Source organism: Nitrosopumilaceae archaeon, assembly GCA_035631875.1.
GTDB lineage: Archaea > Thermoproteota > Nitrososphaeria > Nitrososphaerales > Nitrosopumilaceae > TA-20.
Genome location: DASQHX010000011.1, coordinates 158,419 through 183,748 on the forward strand (window position 1 = coordinate 158,419; position 25,330 = coordinate 183,748).

A 25,330-nucleotide genomic window follows, 5' to 3' on the forward strand; every position below is an offset into this window, starting at 1 on the left:
GATATGATTGAAAAAATTCTGATAGCAAATAGAGGAGAGATCGCCATAAGAGTTATCAAGACATGTCAAGCTCTGGGAATAAAATCTGTCGCAGTTTATTCTGATGAGGACATTAACTCAAGACATGTCAAAATGTCATCTGAGGCTTATCATATTGGAGAAGCTTCTCCATCACGAAGCTATCTTAACATGGAAAAAATTGTCGAAGTTGCACTAAAGTCTGGCGCAGATGCAATTCACCCAGGTTATGGATTTCTTTCAGAGAATGCCGACTTTGCAGATCTCTGTGAAAAAAAGAATCTAAACTTTATCGGACCGTCGGGAAAATCGATGCGACTCTGTGGTGATAAAATGTTATGTAAAGATGCAATGGCAAAAGCAAAAGTACCAACCGTACCAGGAAGTCCTGGAATAGTTGAAGAAGTAGAAAACGCTCTTGATATTGCTCATAAAATTGGTTATCCTGTATTGTTAAAGTCAGTATTTGGAGGCGGTGGTAGAGGAATACGATTAGTACACGATGAAAAAGAACTCAAACAAGCCTTTGAGCTTGCATCTGGAGAATCAAAAGCAGCATTTGGAAAATCTGCACTCTTTGTAGAAAAATTCTTGCCAAAGATTAGGCACATCGAGTTTCAATTAGCTCGAGATAGTCATGGAAATACAGTGCATATCTTTGAGAGAGAATGTTCCATTCAACGACGACATCAAAAACTCATCGAAATGTCACCGTCTCCGGTAGTTGATCAAAAAACACGTGACGAAATAGGACAGCTTGCCGTAAAAGCAGCGATAGCAGTAGATTATAAAAATGCAGGAACTGCAGAATTCTTACGACTTGACGATGGAACGTTTTACTTTATCGAAATAAATGCAAGACTTCAAGTTGAACATCCAGTAACAGAGCTTGTTTCAGGTCTAGATCTTGTAAAACTACAAATTGATATAGCAAATGGAAAAGAGATTCCATTCAAACAAAAAGACTTGAAAGTAAATGGTTGCGCAATAGAATGTAGAATAAATGCAGAAGATACATTTCTTGATTTTGCACCGTCAACAGGATTAATTTCAAATGTAAATATTCCATCTGGCCCTGGTGTAAGAGTGGATACCTATCTTTTCTCAGGATGCACCGTTTCACCATACTATGATTCTCTGATGGGAAAGCTCATCACTTGGGGTGAATCTTTTGAGGAATCCAGAGAAAGAATGCGAATTGCACTATCAGACTTTTACATTGAAGGTGTTGAAACTGCAATTCCTCTCTATAAAACAATACTTGACACTAAAGAATTCATCAAAGGAGATCTATCAACAGATTTTCTTGACAGATTCAAAATTTTGGATAGACTACGTGATGATATGTCAAAGGAAATTTTAGAAAAAACTGATGCCGCTCTTGCTGCTGGAATTATTCACTCAGAATTCCTAAAAAACAAAATTAAAACACAAAAAGATCATGGAATTGGTTGGAAATCACAACTGGGTATGACATAAAAATGGAATTTAAAATTGAAAATCAAGAAAAAAAACTTGACGCAGAGATTCTTAAAATTTCTAACAATTCTGAATATCTGTTAAAAATACAAGGCAAAGAACGAAATCTTAAGATTCTTAACATGACGGCTGAGGGAATCGAGTTTATGTTGGATAATACATATCATTTTGCAAAATATCTTGAGAATACAACTGCAAAGATGACACTAGTTGTGGATGGTGTAAAGATAACATTTGATAAGCATTCAGAGTTGGATAAAATCGTCTACAAAAACTCTGGTGTAGAGTCAGGTGTGGACTCTCAAATATCTCTCAAGAGTCAGATTCCAGGAAGAGTTGTATCAATTAATGTAGCAGTGGGAGATAATGTAAAAAAAGGAGATGTGATATGCGTTTTAGAATCAATGAAAATGCAGGTATCTATCAAATCACACAAAGATGGTATTATTAAGACAATGAAGATTAAACAAGGAAATTCTGTTGCAAAGAACGACGTTCTTGTTGAGATTGAATAGAAAATATTCTAGTTTAAATTTAGTACAAATTTAAAATAAAGAAATTAATTTCCTTTTTTGAGGAAATCCATTATCTCTTGATAGTTTGGTTCAATCAGAGGATTGTCAGAAACCCATTTGTATACCACATTACCTTTTTCATCAACAATAAAGACTGAACGTTTTGCTGCATCATATCCCTTTACATGTAAGAGATCTGGCATCAGTACATCATAATCACGTATTGTTTGGCTCTTGTAGTCTCCAAGAATTGGAAAGTTAAGGTGATGTATCTCTGCAAAAGCTTTGTTTGCAAATGGTCCATCATTACTAATACCAATTACTTGAGCACCTAGTTTTGATATTTGATCCCACGAATCCCTGAAAGTACACATTTCTTTTGTACAAACTGGTGAGCTTGCTGCAACAAAAAATGATAGTACTACTTTTTTGCCCTTGAACTCATCAAGACTTCGCATTTTCAAATCTGTATCTACCAAGATAAAACTTGGAGCTTTGTCTCCTATGCTAATAGTCATAATGACAGATTTATCACTGTCATATATCAATCATTAAGATTTTTAATATTTCTACATACGTATCAATAAATACCGGTATTATGGAGTACTCTCATGACAAGTATGAAATGTGTATCCTGCGGAATTGGATTCTTTTCTGCAACTGGATCTGATAAATGTTCAAGATGTACAGAAAAAGATTCACACACAATGGCAGAAGACCACCATGACTCGTGTGGTTGTGGACATAGTCACTAGCCAATTTTTATAATTCAACACTAGAAGTTTCGATTATATGGATATTTGAAGAATTTTTATAAATTCGATAAAAAATAATTCTATCTTAAAATAGCGATCACAAAAGGTGGATAGCTTTTTATATTCTCCGGATGGCTTGTTAGCTGCTTTGGTAGGAGAGGTAGCCGGTAGCTTTAGCCCAATTTTACTGATGTTTGGATTTGCAATAGTAGCGACAGGACCGGCTCTTATTTTATCTAGAATGATTGCACCAAGGCGAACAAGTAACCCCGTCAAATTTCTGCCAATGGAATCTGGCCAAGTTCCATCAGGAGAAGGTAGAACTCACTTTATGATGCAATATTATGCATATGTGTTGATGTTTGTGGTTTTTGACGTCATGTCAATTTTTCTGTATGCCTGGGGAAGTACAATAATTAATCTTCCAAAAGCAGCCACGCTTCCAATTATAGGATTCTTGGCAATAATGTTTGCATCATTTGCATATGCATTATATCAATCAGGGAGGAAAAATATTTGGTAACTTTTAAATCAAATACACGATACGTCCGAGGTAGGGAAGAAAATTGCTAAAAGAACTACTTACACCAGAAACAACAGCACATGCCACAAATGTACTAGTTGGAAAATTAGGAGACGTTCTTGTGAGAGCAATAGGCAAACCACTTGATTATGCCATTAATTGGGGAAGACTTTGGTCGCTTTGGCCAGTTCACTTAGAGACAGCCTGTTGTAGTGTAGAGTTTGGAGCTGCATCTAGTCCAAGATATGATGTCGAAAGATTTGGAATCATTGAGGCTTTTGGTTCTCTTAGACAATGCGACTTGATTGTAGTAATGGGAACAATTACACGAAAAATGGCTCCACGATTAAGAATGGTATATGATCAGATGGCAGATCCAAAATATGTAATTGCAATGGGTGCATGTGCAATTACTGGAGGACTTTATTTTGATTCATACAATGTATTACCAGGAATTGATGGAGTTCTTCCGGTAGATGTCTATGTTCCAGGTTGTCCACCTAGACCTGAAACTCTAATACAAGGATGTATGCTACTTCAAGAAAAAATTAAACGTATGAAGGCGGCATAATAATGGGCTCTAAAAAAAAAGTGGATAAAGAATCCAGTGAAACTAACATTGACGCAACAGAATTAGAAAATGATCAAAATAATGAATCAGATGATGACTCTACGAAACTGACAAAAGAAGAAGCCAAGAAGTATTATGAAGAAAAAGGTATTGATTTATCGCATGATGTTCCAATTCGTGCCCAACCTATACCACCATTTGAAAAATCTATGGCTGATAAGATCGTCTCCAAATTTGGACAAAAGGTGGTTGTTGATTATGTAAGACCAAATAGAATAAGAGTGAGTACAAAAAGAGAAGATATTCTAGATATTGCCTATTTTATTCGTGATGAGCTAAAATTTGATCATGCTGAATCTGTAGGAGGTGTTGACTATCCAGACTCAAAAGAAATTGAGGTTGTTTATCATTTAGGATCATATACCGATGAACAACTTGGAAATAAAATATTGTCTTTAGCAACTAGAGTTCCTAGGGAAGATATTCCAAATCCAGGAAATGATAGTACCAGAACGCCATCTTTACGAGATGTATTTTATAGCGTAGAATTTCATGAAAGAGAATGCTTTGAGATGTTTGGTGTATTTTTTGAAGGTCATCCAGATAATAGAAGATTACTTTTGCCAGAGGACTGGGCAGATATTCCACCATTTAGAAAAGACTTCAAGATAAAGGGGAGATAAAAATGACAACACAATTACCGCCAGGTATTCAACTAGAAACAGTAGACGACAGAATAATGACTCTAAATGTTGGACCACAACATCCAGGGTCTGGTCATATGAGACTTATCGTAAAAGTTGATGGGGATTACATTGTTTCCTGCGATCCAGATCCTGGATATGTACATCGCGGAGAAGAAAAAATGGCGGAATATAGAAACTACATACAAAATATTCCACATCTTGAAAGACCAGTAATTCATGATTCTTGTAATATTTTATATCCATATTGTCTTGCAGTAGAAGATCTTTTGGGAATTGAAGTTCCAGAGAGAGCAAAATATATCAGAGTAATCGCTTCGGAACTTAACCGTTGCATCTATACATTATACTGGCTTGCTATTTACGGAATTTTCTTAGGCCATTCAACAATGTTTATGTGGCCAGCAGGAGACCGTGAACTGTTTATAGATCTGTTAGAAGCTATGTCTGGCGCAAGAGTAACACATGCATATTTTGTCCCAGGTGGTGTAAGAAATGATTTACCAGCTAACTTTGAAGAAAGATGTCTTAGACAAGTAAATTATTTTGAAAAACGAATAAAGGAATATGAAGCCATTTTCTACCAAAACCCGGTTTTAAAACAAAGAACAGAGGGAACTGGTATCTTATCAAGAATGGATGCAATACGACTTGGAACAACAGGCTCTGTACTCCGTGCTTCTGGTGTAGATTTTGACTTACGAAAAAAAGAACCATATGATGTTTATGAGAATCTTGATTTTGAAACTCAAGTTATGAAAGAAGGGGATTCTTACGCAAGATCACGTATTCCATATCTTGAGATGTTTGAAAGTTGTAGAATAATAAAGGACGCATTAAGAAAAATGCCAAAATCGGGCTCTGTGAGAACCAAGCTAAAACCAAATCCAAAGGGTGGAAATGATGAATCTTATCGAAGAGTGGAATCTGGAAGGGGATCCTTAGGATTCCATGTTATATCTAACAATAGACCAGAACCATATAGAGTAAAGATAAGTGTTGGTTCATTTAGAAATTTGATCTGTATTCCATACTTATTAAAAGGTGAGAAGCTTGGAAACATGCCATCTGTTTATTGGAGTTTGAATTACTGGCCTGTGGAGGCTGATAGATAAATGTCAACAATTGCACCAGAGTTTAGATTAAGTAGATTCATTGCTTCTCTAACTGATATTATATTTTGGATTCTTCTAATTTTCTCGATTGTTGGATTACCACTTGTTTTCATTATACTTTTTTACATTAAACTACCAGTAATCAACGGTCAACTTCTTACACCGTATCTTGCACTGACTTGGATGGCTAATCCTGCAAATACGGTCCCTATTATAAAATCATTAATTCATACAGAATTTTTCAGAATTATTGCTTTTCCTGGATTTGGATTTGCAGCTCTTCTTGCAGCAGCAACAATTTTCGTTGAAAGGAAATTTCTTGCAAAAATACAGCTTCGAGTAGGACCGCTTTATTGTGGGAAGATTGAAGGAATCTTACAACTCATGGGTGATGGATTAAAATTAATTTCAAAAGAAATAATCATTCCTGCAAAAGCAGACAAGCCTATCTTCTGGGTTGCACCATTGCTTTTTGTAGGAACCGCTGCCGCATTTGCGTCTCTAATTCCTGTTGCATCAGGTTGGGTTGTATCAAATCCCAATGTAGGATTATTGGCAGTTTTTGCGACAATTGGATTCTTTCCTATAATTACAGTGCTTTCATCATGGTCTGCAAATAGCAAGTGGCCGTTTATTGGTGGAATAAGGGCACTGCACCAAATGATTTCATTTGAAATCCCACTAATACTCTCTCTTCTGGGTATTGTCATTTTGACAGGAACTTTAAACCTGACAGAAATTGTAGAATCACAACAACATTACTGGTGGATTGTGTTTATGCCAATAGGTGCAATTGTATTTTTCACTACAATTTTAGCAGAATTAGAAAGAATCCCATTTGACTTACCAGAAGCAGAAAGTGAAATTGTTGCAGGTTGGTTAACTGAATTTTCTGGTATGATGTATGGGCTTATTCAACTAGGAACTTATCTGAAACTATATGCTTTTGCTGGTTTGTTTACAGTATTATTTTTAGGAGGATGGAATGGTCCTATGATCTGGCCACCATTCCCAGCAGATATCATAACAAATGGAATTACAATTGGTCCAGTAACTGCACATATTGCAGGTCTTCCTCTTTTTGATCAAGACATGCTTAATGGTACACTTTGGTTTGTAATCAAGACAGTTGGTGTGATACTAGTAATTTTGTTGCCAAGAGGTGTATTCCCAAGAATTAGAATAGATCTGCTATTACATACTGGATGGTACAAGCTAATTGGGCTAGCATTCATTAACATCTTTATAGCTCTCGGATTGTTATATGCAGGTGTCTTGGGACACGGAGGATTGATACAATGAGTACTGCAGGTGGAATAATACGAGCTTTGAATTCTGGTGTAAAACACCTTGCCGTGAAGCGATTTACATTACGATATCCAGAACAGAAATTGAAGTTTGTAGGCGATGGCTTCCAATTCGATCCACAGACAGGTGTAGGAATTGCTGGCCTTAGGGGACGACACATATTGTTTCATGACAAATGTACAGGTTGCCAGCTATGTTCTGTTGCATGTGAGGGGATTGCAGAAGCCATTGGTATGGTGAAAGTGAATGAGACTTGGAAACAAAACAAGAAAGCAATAATGCCACAGATCGATTATGGAAAATGTGTTTTCTGTGGATTGTGTGTAGATGCATGTCCATTTTATGCCCTCTACATGACAAATGACTACGAGCTTTCTTCATTTACCAAATCTGCTTTGATCTATACCCCGAGCCAGCTTGCTGTAAAACCAAACATATCCCAAGACGTAGAGATAAAGATTGGCAAACGGGGTGCGACACATGGTTGATTCTGTCTTTTTAGCTGTATCTGTTTTAACAATTGGTTCTGCAATTGCTGCACTTGAAATTCGTTCATTGATTTATGGTTCAATAGCTCTTATGATCACACTTTCTGGAATTGCAGGATTTTTCTTACTCTTAGATGCTCCATTTGTAGCAATGTTTCAACTTTCAGTTTATGTTGGTTCAATTGCAGTTCTCATACTATTTACTGTGATGCTTGTAAGACGTGAATTAATTTTTAACAAGATAGAAGATCACCGTAGAAGATATGCTGGCATAGGTTTGATGATAATCATAATGCTAGGAATTGGAACTATAATAATTGGATCTGGATTAAAGACAATGGAAACTAATACTCAAACCATAGATTATAGAAAAATAGGAGAAGATTTTCTTACATATTATTCGCCAGCACTAATTGTGATGGCACTTATTCTGACATCGTCAGTTATTGGTGCTCTGGCATTAGCAAGAAGGGAGGATGTTACAAATGAGCAACGGACTGATTGATTTTGTTCTAGTCTCAGTGGCGCTTTTGGCCATCGGGATATATGGCCTATCTGTAAAAAGAAATGCAATAAGGATGCTTTTTGCTATAGAGATGATTGTTAATTCCGCAAACCTAAACTTGGTTGCTTTTGCTCGATTTATTCCAAATAGTCAAGGACAAACACTCGCACTATTTTCTATAGCTATTGCTGCAGCGGAAGTAGCTGTTGGACTTGCATTAATTATTGTTGCCTATAGAATGTACAGAAATATCGATATCGCAGACTTTAGGAGTTTGAAAGGATAGTGGAACATATTTTGTTACAAGCGGTCTTTTTACCGCTGCTACTGTCACCTGTAGCGTATTATCTTGGCAAAAAATCAGGACCAAATGCAGCAGCTTGGTTTACCTTTGGTTTGTTGCTTTATTGCACAACCATAATGATAGTACCTGTATTTTCAGGAACATATGAAGAACATTATCCTTGGACTAAACTGTTTGGGGAATTTGGATTCTTACTTGACGGATTAGCATCACCTTTTGCAATTATAATCTATGTAATATCAACAGTACTTGTATTATTTTCAAAACCATACATGGTTGCAAAAATAACTTCACAATTTGAAGAAAGAATGAATAAACAAAAGCAAGTAGTAGGAGATAGAAGTTCTACTGCGATGATTGAATCATCATCACTGAAAGGATATCTCAATCATCAGATCGGAGTTTACTTTGCACTATTTCTTGTAATGGCAATGGGAATGTTAGGCACTGTACTTGCAACAAACTTGATTGAATTTTATGTTTTCTTTGAGGTTATGCTTATTCCAGCTTTCTTTATGCTTGCATTTTGGGGATACGAAGAAAAAAGAAGAGTAGCACTGCTATTCCTTTTCTGGACACATGTTGGTGCAGTTGTCTTACTTTTAGGATTTCTAGCCATTGGACTGAATGTTGGAAGTTTTAATTTTGTAGACATTAAAGAACATGGAATTCCGCCAAATATTCTCTCACTTGCGGCAGTTGCAATAATCATTGGCCTTGGTGTAAAAATGGCAGCGTTTGTTCTTCATATTTGGTTACCTCATGTTTATCGCGCGGCTCCAACTCCTCTGAACGCACTTTCTTCTGGTGCAATGCTTGGAGTGGGAGCATACGGATTTTTCAGATTATTAATTGTACTTCTACCAGGTCAATATGATCACTTTGCACTCTATCTGAATTTGTGGGGTCTTATTACAATGATTTATGCCGGTGTTATGGCATTGATGCAAGATGACCTTAGAAAATTGCTTGCTTATTCCAGCATAAGCCAGATGGGATACCTTATGTTTGGAATAGGATCCTCATCAGTGCTAGGACTTTCTGGAGCAGAGATGTTGTTTGTTTCACATAGTCTTGGAAAGGTTTTACTTTTCATGATGGTAGGAGCCATTATTTTGCAAGTTGGCACAAGAAGCATAACAAAGATGGGTGGACTTGCAGGGAAAATGCCAATTACTGCAGTTTGTGCATTTATTGGTGCACTTACTATAATGGGCATTCCTCCAACTAGCGGATTCATGGCGGAATGGACTATGTTTTATGGTGCATTACAAACTGCAATACAACAAGGTTCAACGATAAGGATGATTGCCTTTGGTTTGGGATTGGTAGCTACTGTTATTACAATGGCGTATATTTTGTGGATGATAAAAAGAGTATTTTTCGGTAAACTTCCAGAACATCTTGAAAATACAAAAGAAGCAAGCTGGTACGTTACAGCTCCTATGATGGTATTAGCAGGATTTACAATTGTAGTTGGAATATATCCTGATATTTTCTTTAATCAAATAATTCCGTTTATGAAAGGAGTAATGGGAGTTTAGGAATGGCTATTTTACCTTTTGATTTATCCTCTAGTTCTCTTAGCGTATGGGCCATTTGGATTTTACCGTTTATTGCAGCTCTAATAATACCAGCAGTTGCAAAAATTTCAAAAAGAGCTACTGGTGGAGTTGCTGTGGCATTTGCTTTAGCAAGTGCAATTTCTGCAGCTACACTTTTGCCACTTGCACTAGGAAACCATGAAATTCATAATCAAGTTTCATGGATTTCATCAATCGGATTAAAGGCAGGAATTCTGGCTGATCCTCTTGCCATTATAATGGCAAACGTAGTTGGATGGATCTCATTTTTGATTTTTGTATATAGTACGGGTTACATGAAGGGCGATAAAGACATCACAAGATTCTGGTTCTGGATGACATTCTTTGTTGGATCAATGCAGCTGATTGTTCTTTCAGATAACTTTTTGCAGCTCTTCTTTGGATGGGAAGGAGTAGGATTAGCTTCTTACGCCTTAGTAGGTTTCTGGTATAGAGATAAAAAGAAAGATCATGTTGGAATTGAAGGACGTAAGGTTCTGGGACTAGTAGACTACTATTCACCAACACATTCAGGAATAAAGGCATTCATCATGACAAAAGTTGGAGACGTAATGATGTTATCTGGAATGTTTTTGATTTTTGCATTTGCTGGTACATTTGGATTTAGAGAATTAACTCAACATACAGAATGGGCTACGGCAATGTCAGCACAACATCTTTTGATTCCAGCAGCAGTTTTGCTTTTTGGTGGCGCAGTAGGAAAATCAGCACAATTTCCACTTAATGAATGGCTACTTGAGGCCATGACTGGTCCTACCGCAGTTTCAGCTTTGATACATGCTGCAACAATGGTTAAGGCCGGAGTATTTTTAGTGGCAAGATTAGGACCATTATTCTTTGCATTAGCTGCTATTGGTATTAACATGGATCAATTCTTTGAAGTTGTTGCTTGGGTAGGTGCAATTACAGCACTACTGCTTGCAACTCAAGGAATGGTTCATCCAGAAATTAAGAAAGTTCTTGCATATTCAACAGGTTCACAGATTGGTTATATGATGATGGCACTTGGTGTGGCAGGATTGTCAAGACAATTTGTTGATGGTTATACTGCTGGGTTCTTCCATCTTATATCTCACGCAATGTTCAAGGCATCGCTTTTCATGGCTGCAGGTTCACTATTACACATTGTAGGTTCTCGATTCATGACAGATATGGGGGGATTAAGAAAATACATGAAGAAAACATATGCGTTCATGTGGGCTGCAGGACTTGCACTAATGGGTGCCCCATTTATCACTACTGGATTTTGGAGTAAAGATGCAATCTTTGCAGCTGTATATGAATCTGGAAATACATGGGCATTACCGATATTTGTAATTGCACTCGTCACTGCAGTAATTACTGCATTTTATACTACCAGAATGATTGGTATGGTCTTCTTTGGAAATAAGAGTAAACATGTAGAAAATATGGAAAAAGAAGGTCATCATATTCATGAAGCAAGTGCCTCAATGTGGATACCATATGGTATACTTGCAGTACTTACAATAGGCATAGGTATCATAGGATTATCATTTGAACATGAAATACATAGAATCTTTACAGATTATCTTAGTACTTATTTTGGAATAAAATCAGGAATTGTTGCTATAGAATCACAATCAGTTCTAGGTGGATTTTTGAACGGAGTTAACCCTATTGCACTTACTGCATCACTCGCTGCATTTGGAATTGGATTTGGATTAGGGTATATCTTCTATATAGGAAGATTTGCAGATCCTGTAAAATTTGTAAATTCTAATTTATTTTTCTATTCTATACATAAATTCTTCCTAAATAGATGGTATCTTAACTCCTTGATCTACTGGGCTTTTGTAATTGGACCGCTATATTTTGGAAGGGGTGTGTACAGATACTTTGAAAATGTTGTAATCGAAGGTTTTAACACAGGTCCACAAAAAGCAGTTGCTGTTGGTGCACGAATATTGCAAGGATCTCAAACTGGAATTTCTCAATCATATTTGTATGTATTTGGAGCTGGAATACTATTTGTAGTACTCCTTTTGTTAATTTAGGAGAAAAAAATGATCGAATTCACATCAACACCAATCATTCTAACTATACTATTGGGATCAGTAGGAGTAATACTTCCAGTTATTAGTATAATAAGAAAAGAACGAGGTTCATCACTATATGGAGGAATAGCATTTGGAGCTTTAATTGCAGCAATTTGTTTTGTTGCATATCAAATTCTTTTAAAGCACATCATGCCAGCAGCAATCTTTTCAAAAAATGTTCTTGTTGATGATACCTTTGGTTCATTTTTTGCAATTGCTATGCTTATTGTTAGCATAATGACAACAGTTAGTTCATTTAATTACATGCGGGGAAGATCTAATCCTGCAGTATACTATTCTTTGATACTTCTTGCATCCATCGGAATGGTGCTTATTGCATATTCTACTGATTTAGTAATGTTGTTTGTAGCTTGGGAGCTCATGAGTATTCCAACTTACGTTCTTGCAGGATTTAATAAAAAAGATCCATCATCAAACGAAGCTGCAATCAAATACTTTTTGTTTGGTGCTTTATCGTCAGGAATTATAATCTATGGAATATCCATTGCATATGGACTTACAGGCTCAACTAACATAGGAGTTGTAATTTCAGGATTCTCAAAACTTGGACCAGATATGATGCCATTAGCACTTTTAGCAGTAGGCATGTTCATTGCCGGATTTGGATTTAAAATTGGTCTTGTACCATTTCATATGTGGCTTCCTGATACATACGAAGGTTCTCCACCTACTATTGCTGGACTTTTAGCAGCAGGTACAAAGAAGGCAGGGTTTGCTGCGGCTTTGCGTGTAATAATAATGGGTACAATTGCCTTAAACGTTGATTGGGCTTTTGCACTCGGAATAATTGCTATTATAACAATGACTGTAGGCAACTTGGCTGCAATAATGCAAAAGAATCTCACTAGAATGCTTGCATATTCCAGTATAGCTCATGCCGGATACATACTAATTGGATTAAGTGTTGCACCTTTTTCGCAAATTGGTATTCAAGCATCGCTCTTTCACATATTAAATCATGCAGTAATGAAGGCAGCTGCCTTTATTGCAGCAGCTGGAATAATCACTACACTGGCAGTCTCACACATTGACAAGTTACGCGGTTTAGGAAAAAGAATGCCAATAACATCACTTGGATTGGTGATTTCATTACTTGCACTAGCAGGTGTTCCTCCGCTAAATGGATTCTGGAGTAAACTCATGTTGTTTGGTGCAGCTATCAATGCTGGCTCTGTCGCACCATGGGCTCCTTATCTTGCAGTTGCAGGTGTTCTAAACAGCGCACTCTCTCTTGGATACTATGGTTGGATAATAAGAAAGATGTATTTTGAAGAAGGCGAATCAGACAAGAGAGTAAAAGAACCAAAATCTATAATTGCCGTTATGATATTCTCAATTATATTTATGGTAGGAATAGGAGTCTATCCTGATCCAATAATTGAATTTGCAAAATCTGCTGTTCCAAACCTTAGTGCACTTTCTACTATACACTAAACATTGTAAGATCTACAAGATTCACTAGATTAGATTTTGCAGGACAATCTTTGATTTTTCTTAACCCCATTTTTGATTTTTGAGAATAATCTTTTAGCAAGAAATCCATGTGATTAAAGATATTACGTGGATCTGAACTCTTTTTTATTAAAGCATTAAATAATTTATCCTCATTATTCCAATCCTGCAGATCATCATGAATTTGATAAGCAATTCCTACATTTTTTCCATATTCTGCAAGAGCAAGTATTTGATCTTCTGTTCCGCCCCCAAGTATGGCGCCAATTTTTGAAGCAGCTTCAAAAGCTGTTGCAGTTTTATACTCGATTACCTTAAGATAATCATCAAAAGTAACATCTTCACTTGATTCTAATCTTGTCTCAATCATCTCACCATCGCTCATCATCATTGCGGTATTAGCAAGCTCACTTGCAATTCTAGGATTATTCAATCTTGATGATATATTTAAAATCAAGCCTAGAACAAAATCACCTGTAATTATGCTCGTATTATAGCCATATTTTATATGAAATGGATCTTTTCTCCTTCTTAAAATCTCATTATCAATTATATCATCATGTATCACTGATTCTGTATGTAATAATTCAACCGCACAAGAAGCAACATATGCATTTTCATCACAACTTCCTACGCTTTCTGCAGATAATAGAAGAATAATAGGTCTAATTCTTTTTCCTCCATCAAGAGCATATTGAAGAGGTTCAACAAATTCAGAAGCGGAATAAAGTTCTAATTCATGTTTTAATGCAGCATTTATTTTATCTACATATTGTTTGTAGTCTTTTAACAATGGGTTAATTTCAAGATTTTTTCTATCCAAAAATCTGCACACAGCTTAACCTTGTATTACAATATTAATGCTTTTGTAGTGCTCCAGCCGGGATTTTCATCAAATAGAATTTGAACCCGGGTCGGTGGATTGAAAGTCCACCATGCTTGACCGGTCTACACCACTGGAGCCCAAATTGCATCCGGTTTTCTGTCCATAAAATCCTTTTGAAGTGATTCAAAAGATTTTTTTATTGGCTGATTTCATAAATCGCATGAAATCTCTTGTAACACGAATCGATCAGTTAATAGAAAAACAAAGTTTGTTGAAGCATAAATTTTATGTTATGTGGAATGAAGGAACACTAACACATGAATCTCTTAACGGTTATTCAAAAGAATATTTTCAGCTTGTTAAAGCAGTACCCACGTTTGTAAATATGATTATGGATGGTGCACCTCATGGTAAAGATACAATTGCAGCAAATCAAAAAGAAGAATCTGAACATATAGTACTTTGGATGAAGTTTGCTGGTTCATTAGGTGTATCTAAAATAGAATTGGAAGAATATGATGGTCTTGAAAAGACAAGACAGGCTGTCTCAAATCTTTCAAAACTTATGACTGTATTTGAAGGTGGTGCCGCTGCAATGTATACTCTTGAACAAGAAATTCCAAAAATAAGCTCATCAAAAATTGATGGACTAAGAAAGTTCTATAATATAACAACTGATGATGCAATTGAATATTTTAGACTGCATATAGAAGCTGATATACGACATGCTGCATTATGGAGAAAAATTCTCGAAAAAACACCAATAGAAAATGAAGAAGAATTATTTAATATTGCAAGTAAATCAATTGCGGCGCAGAATATGTTACTTGATAGTTGTTACGAAGCTTACTGCTAACTCTATACTATTTTATACTGCATGCAAAATTGTTTGTGCGGGGGCCCATAACTCAGCTTGGTAGAGTAACCGGCTCATAACCGGTGAGCCAAGGGATCGAAGCCCTTTGGGCCCACTATTTTTTGATTATAGATACAAACTTGCAGTAAATTACCTCATTCTTTGTAATGATATACTCGTTAATTTGATCAAATGGAATAATTTTCTACATGGTTATATGCACGGTTAACATGACATATAGGAAACCAAATGAAAATTATGTTTGTTTTTTGATTTTTATGATAAAAACTATAATCATAAAATGATTAGTCGCTGCCACTAGTTTTAAAATAAGCAAATACTGATTTTCAATAGGCCGCAATGAAGAATCAGAGTTATATCTGAATCATATGATGTGAAGGCATTTGTCTGAGCTGCCTAAAACAATTTTTTTAAATTAGAAAGAATTTAATAAATTTGATAAAATATGTTTATAGTAAAAGGTTACAGGTATATATAAAGCCCTTATATAAAGAAAAAAAATGCCTCAAACAAAGCCAATTGTCAGCATAGAAAATGTTGTGGCCTCGGCATCGGTGGATCAAAGAATTGATCTCAATGTAATCACGCAAACTTTTCCTGATGTTGAGTATCATCCTGATCAATTCCCAGGTTTAGTCTTCAGACTGAAATCCCCAAAAACTGCAACATTGATTTTTAGTTCTGGTAAGATGGTTTGTACCGGTGCAAAATCAGAAGAACAGGCTATCAAAGCAGTAAGAAGTGTAGTACAAAAACTTCGAAAGGGCGGTATCAAAATAAAAAAAGACGCCGTCATAGTTATTCAAAATATAGTGGCATCTGCAAGCCTTGGAGGAAAAATTCACTTAGAACAGGCTGCAAGAACTCTTCCACGAAGTATGTATGAACCGGAACAATTTCCTGGTTTAATACATAGAATGCTTGATCCCAAAACAGTAATCTTACTTTTTGCGTCAGGAAAACTTGTTTGTACTGGTGCAAAAAAAGAAGCAGAAGTCTATAGGGCAGTACATAATTTGCACACCTTGCTAGAGGAAAAAGAACTAATGATCTACGAAAGCTAACTCTGTAAGCCTTTTTTTGGCTTCAGATTAGACCTATTTGTTTTTTAATTCGCTCAAAAATCTCATCATCAAGCAAATTTGCTTCATGTAATATCGAGCTTAATGCAATGATATCTGTAATTTCGTACAATCTTACATTTTCAGATGCTAAAAGCTCCCTTGCACCTTCGAATCTATTTATTATTGTAAACGCATCTGTCACAATCATTTTTGCAGCTTTGAGTGCTTTGATGGTATTTAGTAGAGAAAGACCAGTTGTTCCAACATCATCAACAAGTAAGATTCTGGAACCTTCTACTATTTTTCCTTCTATTACATTCTCAGTACCATAATCTTTTGGTTTTTGTCTTATGTATATGAGAGGTTTCACAGTTTCAATAGCAAGAGCTGATGCAATCACAAGTCCAGAGGTAGGAACAGAAGCAATACAATCAAAATTGTCAAATCCTATCTTTTCAGATATAGAATTTTGAAGGGTTTTTATCATTTTACGAAATTGGTGTGGAAAACTTGGTACAACCCTTAGATCAATATAATAAGGACTGTCTTTACCACTTGAAAGTTTAAAATTTCCAAATTTGATTGCACCATTTTGGTACAAAAAAGTTGCAAATTCTTTGACAAACTCCACAGCAAAATTAACTGAACTAGATTTATTTTAATTGTCCTATCGGTAGTCTTATGCCAGAAATTTGGCTTAGTTATGGGCCTACAGACATTGTATTAGATATACGAGCTGAAAATCTTGACAAAAAAATAGAGGTAGGAGGAACAAATCTGACAGATCTTGAAATCTCTTCAAAACTTGAACAAATTGATCTTACAAAACCAACTGAACTTGTAATTCTAGAATATTCTAAATCTGTAAAAAAAATAATTTCTATATTATTAGAAAAATGTAATCAAAAATCAATTCCAAAACCAAAAATTCTAGTTGACAAATCTAATTTTCATGTATTAAAAAACATTTTTTCAGATCCTACCTTGATAATTTCAGAATTTGGCATGTCACAACTTTCAAACTCTAATTTGGTTTTTATTGGTGAAATGGAATTTGATGGGCTCTTTGGATTTAATACCATATCGACAAAATTAATAAGAAGATTTGGAAAAGATCATATGCTTTCTGCATATGAGAAAAGAAAAGGAAATCTACCTGCTCCTGGAGAAGATCTTCAAACATACACAGTAGCTCAGAAATTTACAGATACTTTTGATATCTCTGCAATAGAGATTGTTGCAAATTCATTGGGTGTGGTAGATTTATTCGTTGGTCATCCATCCACTACATCCTCAATATCCAAATCTCTTTCTTCAATTGCAATAAATGAGATAGGAAAACACCGTACAATGATTATTAGTACCGGAAAAGAAAGTAGCGACCAAACATTTGGTAGATCACTTTCTTCTTTATGGAATTGTTCTGAAGCAATTAAGGAAGAAGGTTTAGCTATTCTTCTAGCAGAATGTCGTAATGGTATAGGTTCTGAGGCAATACAACAATATGTTGAGGGAAGAATGAGTTTAGACAGGTTACAAAATCCAGCAAAATATGTGGATGGAATGGAAGATCTCTTATTTTTAACTGAAACTAGAAAAAAATTTCAGATAGGAATAGTTTCTATTTTGCCAGAATTCTATACTAAAAAGCTTGACATATCATCATTTGGTGGCATAAAACACACAATGGATTATATTTTAAAAACACAAGGTGCTAGACAAAAAATATCTATTGTTTCTGATGGTTCCCATGTATTGTTAAGATAATATAGAAAACGGAAGTGGAGCACATAGAAATGCAAGAATCATTACAAGAACAAACAGTTTTTTTCGTTTATTTGAAAGTGGAGAAATATCATCAAGTGGTTTTACATCAGGACTTCTCATACTGAACATCAATACAAAAATTGCCATGATATAGTATCCAACAGCTGCAAGTATTCCTATACTTACATATGTCATAATTTGATGTGTCTTTTTACCAAAAGTTGCGCGAGCAATATGACCTCCATCTAATTGCCACGCCGGAAGAAGATTGAGAAATGTTATCAGAAACCCAAACCATGCTGCGTATAATATCGGTGACATTATCAATTCTTTTCCAATTACATGTTTGCCTACTAGGAGAATTGTTGCATCCATGAATATACTTGAATGTACATCTATAAGCCCAGAATTAGAAAGGGCATCTGCTTGTGCGCTAGGAATTAACGGAGAAAGATATGCACCATATGTTGAAACAACAACTGCTATAATTAATCCAGCGATAGGTCCAGAAATTCCAATATCAAATAATGTATCTCTGTTTATTGTAAAACTTCGTGACATGATGAGCGCCCCAAATGTGGGAAATCCGAAAACTGGAATTCCTGGAATAAAATACGGCCAATTTATCTTGATTTTATGTATTTTTGAAGCTATCATGTGACCAAGTTCATGTATACCGAGTATTCCCATTAGAGAAATTGTAAAAAGTACAGCTATCTGGAAGGGATTGCCTATGTATGTTATAGAGTTTGTAGAAACTGTATGATAATACCCATCAATCATTACCATTACTATGGTTGCTGCGAACAGAGCTCTTGGAATCCAAACTCGTCGTGGCTTGGGTGATTGAAATCTTGATATGATTACAAATGTTCTACTATCATTCTTCTCAAGCCTAGCAACAAGATTTTTAGATTCTATTTGTTTTACTAGTTGAGCAAATTTTTGTTTGAATTCTTCATTTTCTATTTCAATCTGGAGTGCATTTACACTTTGATTCACTCCTTTTATCTGAAATACAGCAGAAACAATTGATATTACTTCTTCTACAGTTGGTTCACTCAATTGAGGTACGTGTGATTAGCGCCCATTAATTCCTTTATTTGACTAAAGTTAAATAATTACACCATTCCAAATATTTTCGGATTGCAAGTAGCATTAAGAGAAATTGGTAACTGCATTATTAGAAGATGTGAACCAGAGGATATCATCCCAGTAATGGAAATAAATATGAAAACACTCCCTGAACATTATTCTGATTATTTCTACGAAAGCCTGCTTTCAGAACTACCAGAATCATTTATTGTTGCAGAGATAGATAAGAAACTTGTTGGATATATTATGTGTAAAATTGAATATGGATTTTCAAATTTTAAAAAACTTGGATTTGTAAAAAAAGGACATGTTGTTTCAGTAGCAGTATTAGAAGAATACAGGAAAAAGGGAATTGGGCGAGTTTTAGTAGAAGAAGCAATATCTGGAATTAAAATCAAAAAATCAGATGAACTTTATCTTGAGGTTCGTTGTAGCAATAATGAAGCTGTGAGACTATATGAAAAAATTGGGTTTATTATCAAACAACGTTTGAAGGCATATTACAGAGACGGTGAAGATGCCTACTTGATGGCAATTGAATTTGTTTACTAGATTCACATAAATTACTCCAGAAAAGATTTTAGCTTAATGAACAGACAGCGTAACGTAGGAATCACGATCTTTGTTTTATCTATAGGCGGTTTCTTCGTGTATGCGTATCTGTTGATGCTTTCTGAATGGAGCCCAATTGTATTGCAACTTTCTGTGCTTATGGCAGTTGGAGGAATATTAGGTGTGATTTCTTGGATTGGCTATAACATGGCAACATCGAGACCATCACCATCATCTTTAGTTTCTGATGATAAAAAGTAACTAAAACAATTTAGCATCTACTACAGCTTGATAAAATCTTGGTCCAACAGGTCTTACTATTTTAGAACCAAGAACTTCGACTTTAGTTTTCATTACCTCCAAAAAGTGTTCTTTTGCAAGTTTACTTACTTCATTTTTTTTGTCACCATGTACATGACAATAATAATGAATTATGCCATTTTTTTTCACAGCCTTTATTGCAGAGTCTAAAAACTCGTCTGATCTCTCAGGTAAAAGCATGAGAATTCTATCACCAATTCCTGTCAATCTATCTTCTATGATTTTTGTAGCATCACCTGTTATTGATTCGACTTCGCCTACAAGCTTGTTTAGATTGATATTTTGTTCACATAGTCTTGAGGCATTTGGATTTATGTCAATGTTGTATACCGTGCATTTTTTTCTCTTTGCAGCAATAATGGAAAACATTCCCACTCCGCCAAACATGTTGATGACAGTTTCTCCATCTTGTATTAAATTTGCAATCCTGTCTCGTTCTGTCGAAAGTCTAGGTGAAAAAAATGCTTTTTCAACATCTACTATGAATCTACAACCATGTTCTTTATACTCCGTTTCTGTTTTATCTTCTCCAGCAAGTAATTCTAATTTTCTTGTTCTAAAATCACCACTTACAGGAGAAGACTGGTAAAAAACTGATTTTGCGGTTTTTACCTTTTCTAACAGAACATTTCCAATTATTTCTTTTTTCGATACTAGCGAATCTGGTATTCTAAGTATTATGATATCTCCTATCTGATCAAAGGCTCCATACAAATCTTCTATCTCTTTTTCAGATAGTATTCCTGTCACTGCTTCTTTTAACATTCGAGTCAATTTCTATAATAAAAATGACCAGACTGTTTTTGATCTCTGTCAAGTCTACTGTCAGTTTTGTTTACCCGTGGTCGAAGACTCGTCTCGTCTCGTCTATACGTCATATCTAGAGATTTTAGAAATCGATTCATTCCCTCCGCTTTTGATTTGGGTGACGTTGCATATCCTTCTTTTCCAGGGATTCCCTCAAAAATTACTATCGAATCCGAAATTAAATCCATAAGCTGAATGTCATGGTCAATTATGATCGCAGTTTTGCCGTAAGAACGGACAAATCGCTGAATCATCTTTGCAATAGTAATTCTGTCTTCCACATCTAAAAATGCAGAAGGCTCGTCAAGTGCATAAAGATCAACTTTTTGTAAAAGACAAGCGGCGATAGCAACTTTTTGCAACTCTCCACCTGACAAATTTTTTATTGATTTGTTGTATAACTTTTTTATCTTAATTGGATCAATAATCTGCTCTTCTTCAGTGGTACCCTCTAATCCGCCATTGTTGGCTTTCTCTAAAAGTGAAATTACTTCTATATCAAAATCATTTGTAAGATATTGTGGTTTGTATGATATTTTCACCTTAGTTTCAAGATTACCAGAGTCAGGTTTTTCAACTCCCGCAATCATTTTCATCATAGTTGTTTTTCCTAAGGCATTTGCACCAACAATGCCCAAAACTTCATTTTTTCTTACTCTTCCAGCATCTATTGAAAGCGAAAAAGAAGGATATTTTTTCTGTAATACTGGATATTCAATAATAGTATCAGTCATAACAAACTCATCTGTAGAAGTTGAGGCATCGAATCTAAATGCAGTATCGCGAAATCTAACATTTTCATTTGGCAGATAACCGTCTAAAAATGCATTGATACCAACTTTAGTTGAGAGTATATTTGCTACAATACCATATGCAGCAGGTTCACCATATAGTATTTCTATAAAATCACTAATGTAATCTAATACTGTAAGATCATGCTCTACAACCATGACACTTTTTTCAAGTTTGGCCAGACCATGAATTACTTTTGCTACTCCAATTCTCTGAAATACATCATTATATGATGATGGCTCATCAAAGAAATAAAAATCTGATTCTTTTGAAGCAGCTACCGCAATGGCTAATCTCTGTAGCTCACCCCCACTAAGTTCATCAAGTCTGTTTTCCATCGAGTTTTCTAATCCTAAATCTCTTACTAATTCTGATACCACATTACGCTCATCAAATTTTTCTAAAAGTTCTTTTGCAGTACCGTTAAATGCCTTTGCTAAATTATATACTTGCTGTGGTTTTATGGATGCTTTAATTTCACCATTTGAAATTTTTTCAAAATGCGATTTCAATTCGGTTCCATGAAAATTTTTTAAAATATCTACCCATTCTGGTGGTGATTCATAATTTCCAAGATTTGGTTTTAGATTTCCAGATAAAATACTGATAATTGTGCTCTTACCCATACCATTTCTGCCAAGTAAGCCCATTACCTGACCTTTTTTTAAAGTAGGAATCTTGTATAATCGAAACGAATTCATTCCATACTGATGAATTTTTTCGGTACTCAACTCTTCTGCTAGATTTACAATTGTTATTGCATCAAAGGGGCATACCTTAACACATATGCCGCAACCATTGCAAATATTTTCATCAATCTGGGCTTTAGCAGTTTCCTCATTAAGGACTATACAATCAGCTCCTGATTTGTTTACTGGGCAATATTTGATACACTCAAGACCGCATTTTTTTGTTTGGCATGATTCCTTATCGAGAACCGCAACTCTATGAGTCATAGACTTTAGGAGCTTTTTTCTTAATTTATATCTCTACTCAAGTAAGCTTAATACAGAACATTATCAAAACATCTTACAAGCCGGCCATAGCGTTGGGGTCCGACCCGGTCCCATACCGAACCCGGAAGTCAAACCCAATGTCGCTGCTGTGTTACTAAGGTGCGAGAGCTCTTGGGAAGCAGTAGTGCTGGCACTTTTTACTCTAAAGCTACACTGTTGGGTCTAGCTTTCCATACTGCATGAGTTTCAATTTCTCTGCTTATCCCGCGTTTTGTCGCATCATGAGGAAAATACTCGATATATTCTGTAACTAGTCTGCTTATACTTCTATCAATCTCTTCAATTTTTTTAGCGTCGGTAAAAAGATATGGAATTTCATTACAGGCAATAGTATATCCTTCTTGACTAGGAGTGATAGAAAATGAAATCTTTGGTAATTTTGGATTTTTTTCCATACTGTATATTCTACAACAAAGCCTAAAAAGATCGCGATATAAAACAAGTTTATGAATAACTGTGCAATTTGTGGAGAAAAATTTTTTGACGATATCAGGTTTTTAAACCACATGATGGAAAAACACGGTTTTAGAAATCCAAATAATTCTACTCCTGATAGAAATAGCAGAGGATACTAAATTTATAAAAGATTGTTTGATTGGGTGTATGCTATCCTATTTTATCATAATTTTTTCACTGTTTGAAAAGAGACTTTTTGTTCTCAGAAAAACAGACTTGGGTGTTTTACAGTTCGCATCACAAGAAGATAATACATCATACTGAATGGAAGATTTGATTTTGGACTTTAAAATACATGAGATGAGAGGAAGGATTGCTGCTCTCCCACCATATGCAGTTTTATCCATAACAAACCAGAACATCTTTGTTGGATCATAATTGTTAGAAAAGATTTCCGCCTTTATTTTCATACCAAAATCTGTATAGTGTCCTACTATGAGGAATTTCTTTTTTGCAAAAACACTGACAATTTTTGCAAACTTTGCACAAAGATAGCACCTGTCATCATAAATCATTAAAGGCAATATTCTCGTAATATCCACACGTTTCTTTATACTCATTCAAATTAAAATTTTGTGAAATAACTTTTTATTTGCTCCAAATGTGTTAAAATAATGAATATGTATTTAGTTTTGAATATCATTAGGCTTCACATTTTGGAAAAGACATGGGCCTAAATTACTATCATATTTTAAAAAGTATTCGTGAAGCACGCAAACTTGTCATAAGAGGAACTGTTGCTGCAGGTTCTGGTCATCCTGGGGGTTCATTTTCAATGGCAGAAATTATGGGGTGTGTATTTTTCAAATTCCTAAGATATGATCCAAAAAACCCATTATGGGAGGATAGAGACAGATTAGTTCTTTCAAAAGGACATGCATCACCGGGGCTTTTTTCAAACCTTGCGGTTGCTGGCTATTTTGACAAATCAGAAATTGAAACTCTACGAAAATTTGAAAGTAGACTACAAGGTCATCCTGACTTTAAATGTCCGGGAGTGGAGTTCTGTGGAGGTTCCTTGGGTATTGGTCTCTCATTTTCTATAGGTATGGCACTTGCCGCAAGAGTTGATGGAAAAACTCACCGAGTTTATACAATAATAGGTGATGGCGAATCAGACGAGGGACAAGTTTGGGAAGCTGCTATGACTGCATCTAAATACAAACTTGATAATCTTACCGCATTTTTGGATAGAAATTTCATACAACAAGATGATTACACTGAAAGAGTAATGCCACTTGATGAAGAGCTAACAGGTGATGATATTTCAGAGATGTGGAAAAATGCCGCAAGATGGAAAACAGGAGACAAATGGAGATCTTTTGGATGGAATGTTTTAGAAATAGATGGCCATAGAATTGAACAAATAATCAAAGCAATTAGATCTGTTCAACAAACCAAAGGAACACCATCAATAGTTGTAGCTCGTACTATCAAAGGAAAAGGTGTTGAACACATGGAAGATAATCCAAAATGGCATGGGGTTGCACCAAATCCAAAAATTGCACCTATAATTGACCTTGAACTTGATTGTCAGTTTCTAATTGCTCCATCAATAATTGCAGGTGATATGACAAATCTAGAAAATGAAGTAAAACGAGCAGCTCAAGGACGTGCTGATTTTATTCATCTTGACGTGATGGATGGATTGTTTGTTCCAAACAAGACTTTTGATCATAATAAAGTAAAAGAACTAAGACCAATTACTTCAATACCCTTTGATTCACATTTGATGATAGCTGATCCAGTAAAACATGTTAGAGATTATGTTGAAGCTGGAAGCGACATTATCACTGTACATGCTGAAGTATGCGATGAATCAAGTTTTGGTGAGATTCATGATATCTTACGAACAAACGAAGTAAGTGTTGGACTTGCAATAAACCCAGATACCGAACTTCCCCAATGGGCTAATAAATTCATCTCTGACCTAGATCAACTCATACTCATGTCGGTAATTCCTGGAAAATCAGGTCAAAAATACATTGAATCATCTCATGAGAAAACTCATAGGATAGCTGAATTATTAGCAGAAAAAAATTTTTCAGGATTTATAGAATCCGATGGTGGTGTTGACCTTTCAAACGTAGAATCTTGCTTTTTAGATGGGGCACGAGTCTTTGTAGGTGGTAGTGCTATAATAGGTCAAAAAGATGTCAGAGCTACCATAACTGAATTTAGGAAAAAAATCTTACATGCACGAAGAAAACTCTTGATACAAAAGGCACATAGTCTTGGTGGTACAGAACTCGTAAACAAATGGATAGATCTACACGAAGTAGGGAAGAAAAAATCAGAACTATTACAAATTGCAAAGGAGGCGGGCTTTGTTTGACTG

Annotated in this window: 29 protein-coding genes, 2 tRNA genes and 1 rRNA gene; 23 read left to right on the top strand and 9 right to left on the bottom strand. The window is 35.5% G+C overall.

Annotated features, from left to right (window positions below):
- The first annotated feature begins 3 nt into the window (after window positions 1-3).
- A complete protein-coding gene (locus VEU72_07815) occupies window positions 4-1,497 on the top strand; it encodes an acetyl-CoA carboxylase biotin carboxylase subunit (protein ID HYL67040.1) in 1,494 nt (497 codons plus the stop codon).
- A gap of 2 nt (window positions 1,498-1,499) precedes the next feature.
- Entirely contained in the window at window positions 1,500-2,012 is a 513-nt protein-coding gene (locus tag VEU72_07820; GenBank protein HYL67041.1) for a biotin/lipoyl-containing protein, read from the top strand.
- Between the two features lie 44 nt (window positions 2,013-2,056).
- Here the strand turns inward: VEU72_07820 and VEU72_07825 are convergent, their stop codons facing one another.
- Complete coding sequence (locus VEU72_07825; GenBank protein HYL67042.1) at window positions 2,057-2,530, bottom strand: peroxiredoxin; 474 nt, start codon at window positions 2,528-2,530, stop codon at window positions 2,057-2,059.
- Between the two features lie 93 nt (window positions 2,531-2,623).
- Here VEU72_07825 and VEU72_07830 point away from each other — a divergent pair, with 93 nt between their 5' ends.
- From VEU72_07830 to VEU72_07885, 12 genes are all read left to right on the top strand, one after another.
- Window positions 2,624-2,767, top strand: a complete 144-nt coding sequence (locus tag VEU72_07830) for a hypothetical protein (protein ID HYL67043.1) — start codon at window positions 2,624-2,626, stop codon at window positions 2,765-2,767.
- Between the two features lie 106 nt (window positions 2,768-2,873).
- On the top strand, window positions 2,874-3,290 hold the full coding sequence (locus VEU72_07835) for an NADH-quinone oxidoreductase subunit A (GenBank protein ID HYL67044.1): 417 nt from the start codon (window positions 2,874-2,876) through the stop codon (window positions 3,288-3,290).
- Window positions 3,291-3,333: 43 nt separating this feature from the next.
- Window positions 3,334-3,861: an NADH-quinone oxidoreductase subunit NuoB gene (gene nuoB / locus VEU72_07840; protein HYL67045.1), complete on the top strand. Its 528-nt coding sequence runs from the start codon at window positions 3,334-3,336 to the stop codon at window positions 3,859-3,861.
- Window positions 3,862-3,863: 2 nt separating this feature from the next.
- Window positions 3,864-4,544 carry an NADH-quinone oxidoreductase subunit C gene (locus VEU72_07845; GenBank protein ID HYL67046.1) on the top strand — a complete coding sequence of 227 codons (681 nt, stop codon included), beginning with the start codon at window positions 3,864-3,866 and terminating at the stop codon, window positions 4,542-4,544.
- A gap of 2 nt (window positions 4,545-4,546) precedes the next feature.
- On the top strand, window positions 4,547-5,680 hold the full coding sequence (locus tag VEU72_07850; GenBank protein HYL67047.1) for an NADH-quinone oxidoreductase subunit D: 1,134 nt from the start codon (window positions 4,547-4,549) through the stop codon (window positions 5,678-5,680).
- A complete protein-coding gene (locus VEU72_07855; GenBank protein HYL67048.1) occupies window positions 5,681-6,982 on the top strand; it encodes a complex I subunit 1 family protein in 1,302 nt (433 codons plus the stop codon).
- Window positions 6,979-7,476: an NADH-quinone oxidoreductase subunit I gene (locus tag VEU72_07860; protein HYL67049.1), complete on the top strand. Its 498-nt coding sequence runs from the start codon at window positions 6,979-6,981 to the stop codon at window positions 7,474-7,476. Before VEU72_07855 ends, VEU72_07860 begins: the two co-directional genes overlap by 4 nt.
- A complete protein-coding gene (locus VEU72_07865; protein ID HYL67050.1) occupies window positions 7,469-7,981 on the top strand; it encodes an NADH-quinone oxidoreductase subunit J in 513 nt (170 codons plus the stop codon). The genes VEU72_07860 and VEU72_07865 overlap by 8 nt, the downstream gene beginning before the upstream one ends.
- Window positions 7,962-8,267: an NADH-quinone oxidoreductase subunit NuoK gene (gene nuoK, locus VEU72_07870; protein HYL67051.1), complete on the top strand. Its 306-nt coding sequence runs from the start codon at window positions 7,962-7,964 to the stop codon at window positions 8,265-8,267. The genes VEU72_07865 and nuoK overlap by 20 nt, the downstream gene beginning before the upstream one ends.
- Window positions 8,267-9,829: an NADH-quinone oxidoreductase subunit M gene (locus VEU72_07875; GenBank protein HYL67052.1), complete on the top strand. Its 1,563-nt coding sequence runs from the start codon at window positions 8,267-8,269 to the stop codon at window positions 9,827-9,829. Before nuoK ends, VEU72_07875 begins: the two co-directional genes overlap by 1 nt.
- A 2-nt stretch (window positions 9,830-9,831) precedes the next feature.
- Window positions 9,832-11,904 (top strand): NADH-quinone oxidoreductase subunit L, encoded by a 2,073-nt coding sequence (locus tag VEU72_07880; protein ID HYL67053.1) that lies wholly within the window; start codon window positions 9,832-9,834, stop codon window positions 11,902-11,904.
- A 9-nt stretch (window positions 11,905-11,913) separates the two neighbouring features.
- Window positions 11,914-13,401 (top strand): NADH-quinone oxidoreductase subunit N, encoded by a 1,488-nt coding sequence (locus tag VEU72_07885; protein ID HYL67054.1) that lies wholly within the window; start codon window positions 11,914-11,916, stop codon window positions 13,399-13,401.
- Here VEU72_07885 and VEU72_07890 read toward each other — a convergent pair.
- Together VEU72_07890 and VEU72_07895 are read right to left on the bottom strand one after the other, a co-directional pair.
- On the bottom strand, window positions 13,391-14,242 hold the full coding sequence (locus VEU72_07890; GenBank protein HYL67055.1) for a polyprenyl synthetase family protein: 852 nt from the start codon (window positions 14,240-14,242) through the stop codon (window positions 13,391-13,393). The genes VEU72_07885 and VEU72_07890 overlap by 11 nt on opposite strands.
- A gap of 49 nt (window positions 14,243-14,291) precedes the next feature.
- Window positions 14,292-14,382, bottom strand: a tRNA-Glu gene (locus VEU72_07895).
- Window positions 14,383-14,465: 83 nt separating this feature from the next.
- Here VEU72_07895 and VEU72_07900 point away from each other — a divergent pair.
- The 3 genes from VEU72_07900 to VEU72_07910 all read left to right on the top strand — a co-directional run bounded on the left by VEU72_07900 (window position 14,466) and on the right by VEU72_07910 (window position 16,186).
- On the top strand, window positions 14,466-15,101 hold the full coding sequence (locus VEU72_07900; protein ID HYL67056.1) for an iron-containing redox enzyme family protein: 636 nt from the start codon (window positions 14,466-14,468) through the stop codon (window positions 15,099-15,101).
- Between the two features lie 41 nt (window positions 15,102-15,142).
- Window positions 15,143-15,216 (top strand) — tRNA-Ile (locus VEU72_07905).
- A gap of 406 nt (window positions 15,217-15,622) precedes the next feature.
- Window positions 15,623-16,186 (top strand): TATA-box-binding protein, encoded by a 564-nt coding sequence (locus VEU72_07910; protein ID HYL67057.1) that lies wholly within the window; start codon window positions 15,623-15,625, stop codon window positions 16,184-16,186.
- Between the two features lie 22 nt (window positions 16,187-16,208).
- Here VEU72_07910 and pyrE read toward each other — a convergent pair whose 3' ends face one another.
- Window positions 16,209-16,817 carry an orotate phosphoribosyltransferase gene (pyrE, locus tag VEU72_07915; protein HYL67058.1) on the bottom strand — a complete coding sequence of 203 codons (609 nt, stop codon included), beginning with the start codon at window positions 16,815-16,817 and terminating at the stop codon, window positions 16,209-16,211.
- A gap of 50 nt (window positions 16,818-16,867) precedes the next feature.
- On the opposite strand from pyrE, the gene VEU72_07920 reads away from it, so the two are divergent.
- Window positions 16,868-17,953, top strand: coding sequence for a transcriptional regulator (locus VEU72_07920; GenBank protein ID HYL67059.1), 1,086 nt, complete (start codon window positions 16,868-16,870; stop codon window positions 17,951-17,953).
- Here VEU72_07920 and VEU72_07925 read toward each other — a convergent pair.
- Complete coding sequence (locus tag VEU72_07925) at window positions 17,945-19,018, bottom strand: site-2 protease family protein (GenBank protein HYL67060.1); 1,074 nt, start codon at window positions 19,016-19,018, stop codon at window positions 17,945-17,947. The two genes, VEU72_07920 and VEU72_07925, sit on opposite strands and share 9 nt — an antisense overlap.
- An 81-nt stretch (window positions 19,019-19,099) precedes the next feature.
- Between VEU72_07925 and rimI the strand changes: the two genes are divergently transcribed.
- Complete coding sequence (rimI, locus tag VEU72_07930; GenBank protein ID HYL67061.1) at window positions 19,100-19,600, top strand: ribosomal protein S18-alanine N-acetyltransferase; 501 nt, start codon at window positions 19,100-19,102, stop codon at window positions 19,598-19,600.
- 36 nt (window positions 19,601-19,636) lie between these two features.
- A complete protein-coding gene (locus VEU72_07935; protein HYL67062.1) occupies window positions 19,637-19,861 on the top strand; it encodes a transcriptional regulator in 225 nt (74 codons plus the stop codon).
- Here VEU72_07935 and VEU72_07940 read toward each other — a convergent pair whose 3' ends face one another.
- Together VEU72_07940 and VEU72_07945 are read right to left on the bottom strand one after the other, a co-directional pair.
- Entirely contained in the window at window positions 19,862-20,686 is an 825-nt protein-coding gene (locus VEU72_07940) for a class I SAM-dependent methyltransferase family protein (protein ID HYL67063.1), read from the bottom strand.
- Between the two features lie 5 nt (window positions 20,687-20,691).
- Window positions 20,692-22,476 carry a ribosome biogenesis/translation initiation ATPase RLI gene (locus VEU72_07945; GenBank protein HYL67064.1) on the bottom strand — a complete coding sequence of 595 codons (1,785 nt, stop codon included), beginning with the start codon at window positions 22,474-22,476 and terminating at the stop codon, window positions 20,692-20,694.
- Window positions 22,477-22,552: 76 nt separating this feature from the next.
- On the opposite strand from VEU72_07945, the gene rrf reads away from it, so the two are divergent.
- Window positions 22,553-22,672: ribosomal RNA gene (gene rrf, locus VEU72_07950) — 5S ribosomal RNA — on the top strand.
- A gap of 1 nt (window position 22,673) precedes the next feature.
- On the opposite strand, the gene VEU72_07955 is transcribed toward rrf, so the two are convergent.
- Window positions 22,674-22,931 (bottom strand): hypothetical protein, encoded by a 258-nt coding sequence (locus VEU72_07955; protein HYL67065.1) that lies wholly within the window; start codon window positions 22,929-22,931, stop codon window positions 22,674-22,676.
- A 51-nt stretch (window positions 22,932-22,982) separates the two neighbouring features.
- On the opposite strand from VEU72_07955, the gene VEU72_07960 reads away from it, so the two are divergent.
- Entirely contained in the window at window positions 22,983-23,111 is a 129-nt protein-coding gene (locus tag VEU72_07960; protein ID HYL67066.1) for a hypothetical protein, read from the top strand.
- A gap of 36 nt (window positions 23,112-23,147) precedes the next feature.
- Here VEU72_07960 and VEU72_07965 read toward each other — a convergent pair whose 3' ends face one another.
- Window positions 23,148-23,552 carry a hypothetical protein gene (locus tag VEU72_07965; GenBank protein ID HYL67067.1) on the bottom strand — a complete coding sequence of 135 codons (405 nt, stop codon included), beginning with the start codon at window positions 23,550-23,552 and terminating at the stop codon, window positions 23,148-23,150.
- Between the two features lie 107 nt (window positions 23,553-23,659).
- Between VEU72_07965 and VEU72_07970 the strand changes: the two genes are divergently transcribed.
- Entirely contained in the window at window positions 23,660-25,327 is a 1,668-nt protein-coding gene (locus VEU72_07970) for a ribulose-phosphate 3-epimerase (protein HYL67068.1), read from the top strand.
- Window positions 25,328-25,330 lie beyond the last annotated feature (3 nt).

Excerpts from the sequence above, each read along its gene's own strand:
- VEU72_07935 (HYL67062.1), top strand. The coding sequence starts at position 19,637 with ATGAACAGACAGCGTAACGTAGGAATCACGATCTTTGTTTTATCTATA.
- VEU72_07815 (HYL67040.1), top strand. The coding sequence starts at position 4 with ATGATTGAAAAAATTCTGATAGCAAATAGAGGAGAGATCGCCATAAGA.
- VEU72_07885 (HYL67054.1), top strand. The coding sequence starts at position 11,914 with ATGATCGAATTCACATCAACACCAATCATTCTAACTATACTATTGGGA.
- VEU72_07960 (HYL67066.1), top strand. The coding sequence starts at position 22,983 with ATGAATAACTGTGCAATTTGTGGAGAAAAATTTTTTGACGATATCAGG.
- VEU72_07825 (HYL67042.1), bottom strand. The coding sequence starts at position 2,530 with ATGACTATTAGCATAGGAGACAAAGCTCCAAGTTTTATCTTGGTAGAT.
- VEU72_07910 (HYL67057.1), top strand. The coding sequence starts at position 15,623 with ATGCCTCAAACAAAGCCAATTGTCAGCATAGAAAATGTTGTGGCCTCG.
- VEU72_07880 (HYL67053.1), top strand. The coding sequence starts at position 9,832 with ATGGCTATTTTACCTTTTGATTTATCCTCTAGTTCTCTTAGCGTATGG.
- VEU72_07850 (HYL67047.1), top strand. The coding sequence starts at position 4,547 with ATGACAACACAATTACCGCCAGGTATTCAACTAGAAACAGTAGACGAC.
- VEU72_07860 (HYL67049.1), top strand. The coding sequence starts at position 6,979 with ATGAGTACTGCAGGTGGAATAATACGAGCTTTGAATTCTGGTGTAAAA.
- VEU72_07820 (HYL67041.1), top strand. The coding sequence starts at position 1,500 with ATGGAATTTAAAATTGAAAATCAAGAAAAAAAACTTGACGCAGAGATT.
- VEU72_07940 (HYL67063.1), bottom strand. The coding sequence starts at position 20,686 with ATGTTAAAAGAAGCAGTGACAGGAATACTATCTGAAAAAGAGATAGAA.
- VEU72_07955 (HYL67065.1), bottom strand. The coding sequence starts at position 22,931 with ATGGAAAAAAATCCAAAATTACCAAAGATTTCATTTTCTATCACTCCT.
- VEU72_07945 (HYL67064.1), bottom strand. The coding sequence starts at position 22,476 with ATGACTCATAGAGTTGCGGTTCTCGATAAGGAATCATGCCAAACAAAA.
- VEU72_07845 (HYL67046.1), top strand. The coding sequence starts at position 3,864 with ATGGGCTCTAAAAAAAAAGTGGATAAAGAATCCAGTGAAACTAACATT.
- nuoK (HYL67051.1), top strand. The coding sequence starts at position 7,962 with ATGAGCAACGGACTGATTGATTTTGTTCTAGTCTCAGTGGCGCTTTTG.
- VEU72_07970 (HYL67068.1), top strand. The coding sequence starts at position 23,660 with ATGGGCCTAAATTACTATCATATTTTAAAAAGTATTCGTGAAGCACGC.
- VEU72_07830 (HYL67043.1), top strand. The coding sequence starts at position 2,624 with ATGACAAGTATGAAATGTGTATCCTGCGGAATTGGATTCTTTTCTGCA.
- VEU72_07855 (HYL67048.1), top strand. The coding sequence starts at position 5,681 with ATGTCAACAATTGCACCAGAGTTTAGATTAAGTAGATTCATTGCTTCT.
- VEU72_07900 (HYL67056.1), top strand. The coding sequence starts at position 14,466 with ATGAAATCTCTTGTAACACGAATCGATCAGTTAATAGAAAAACAAAGT.
- VEU72_07965 (HYL67067.1), bottom strand. The coding sequence starts at position 23,552 with ATGAGTATAAAGAAACGTGTGGATATTACGAGAATATTGCCTTTAATG.
- VEU72_07865 (HYL67050.1), top strand. The coding sequence starts at position 7,469 with ATGGTTGATTCTGTCTTTTTAGCTGTATCTGTTTTAACAATTGGTTCT.
- VEU72_07920 (HYL67059.1), top strand. The coding sequence starts at position 16,868 with ATGCCAGAAATTTGGCTTAGTTATGGGCCTACAGACATTGTATTAGAT.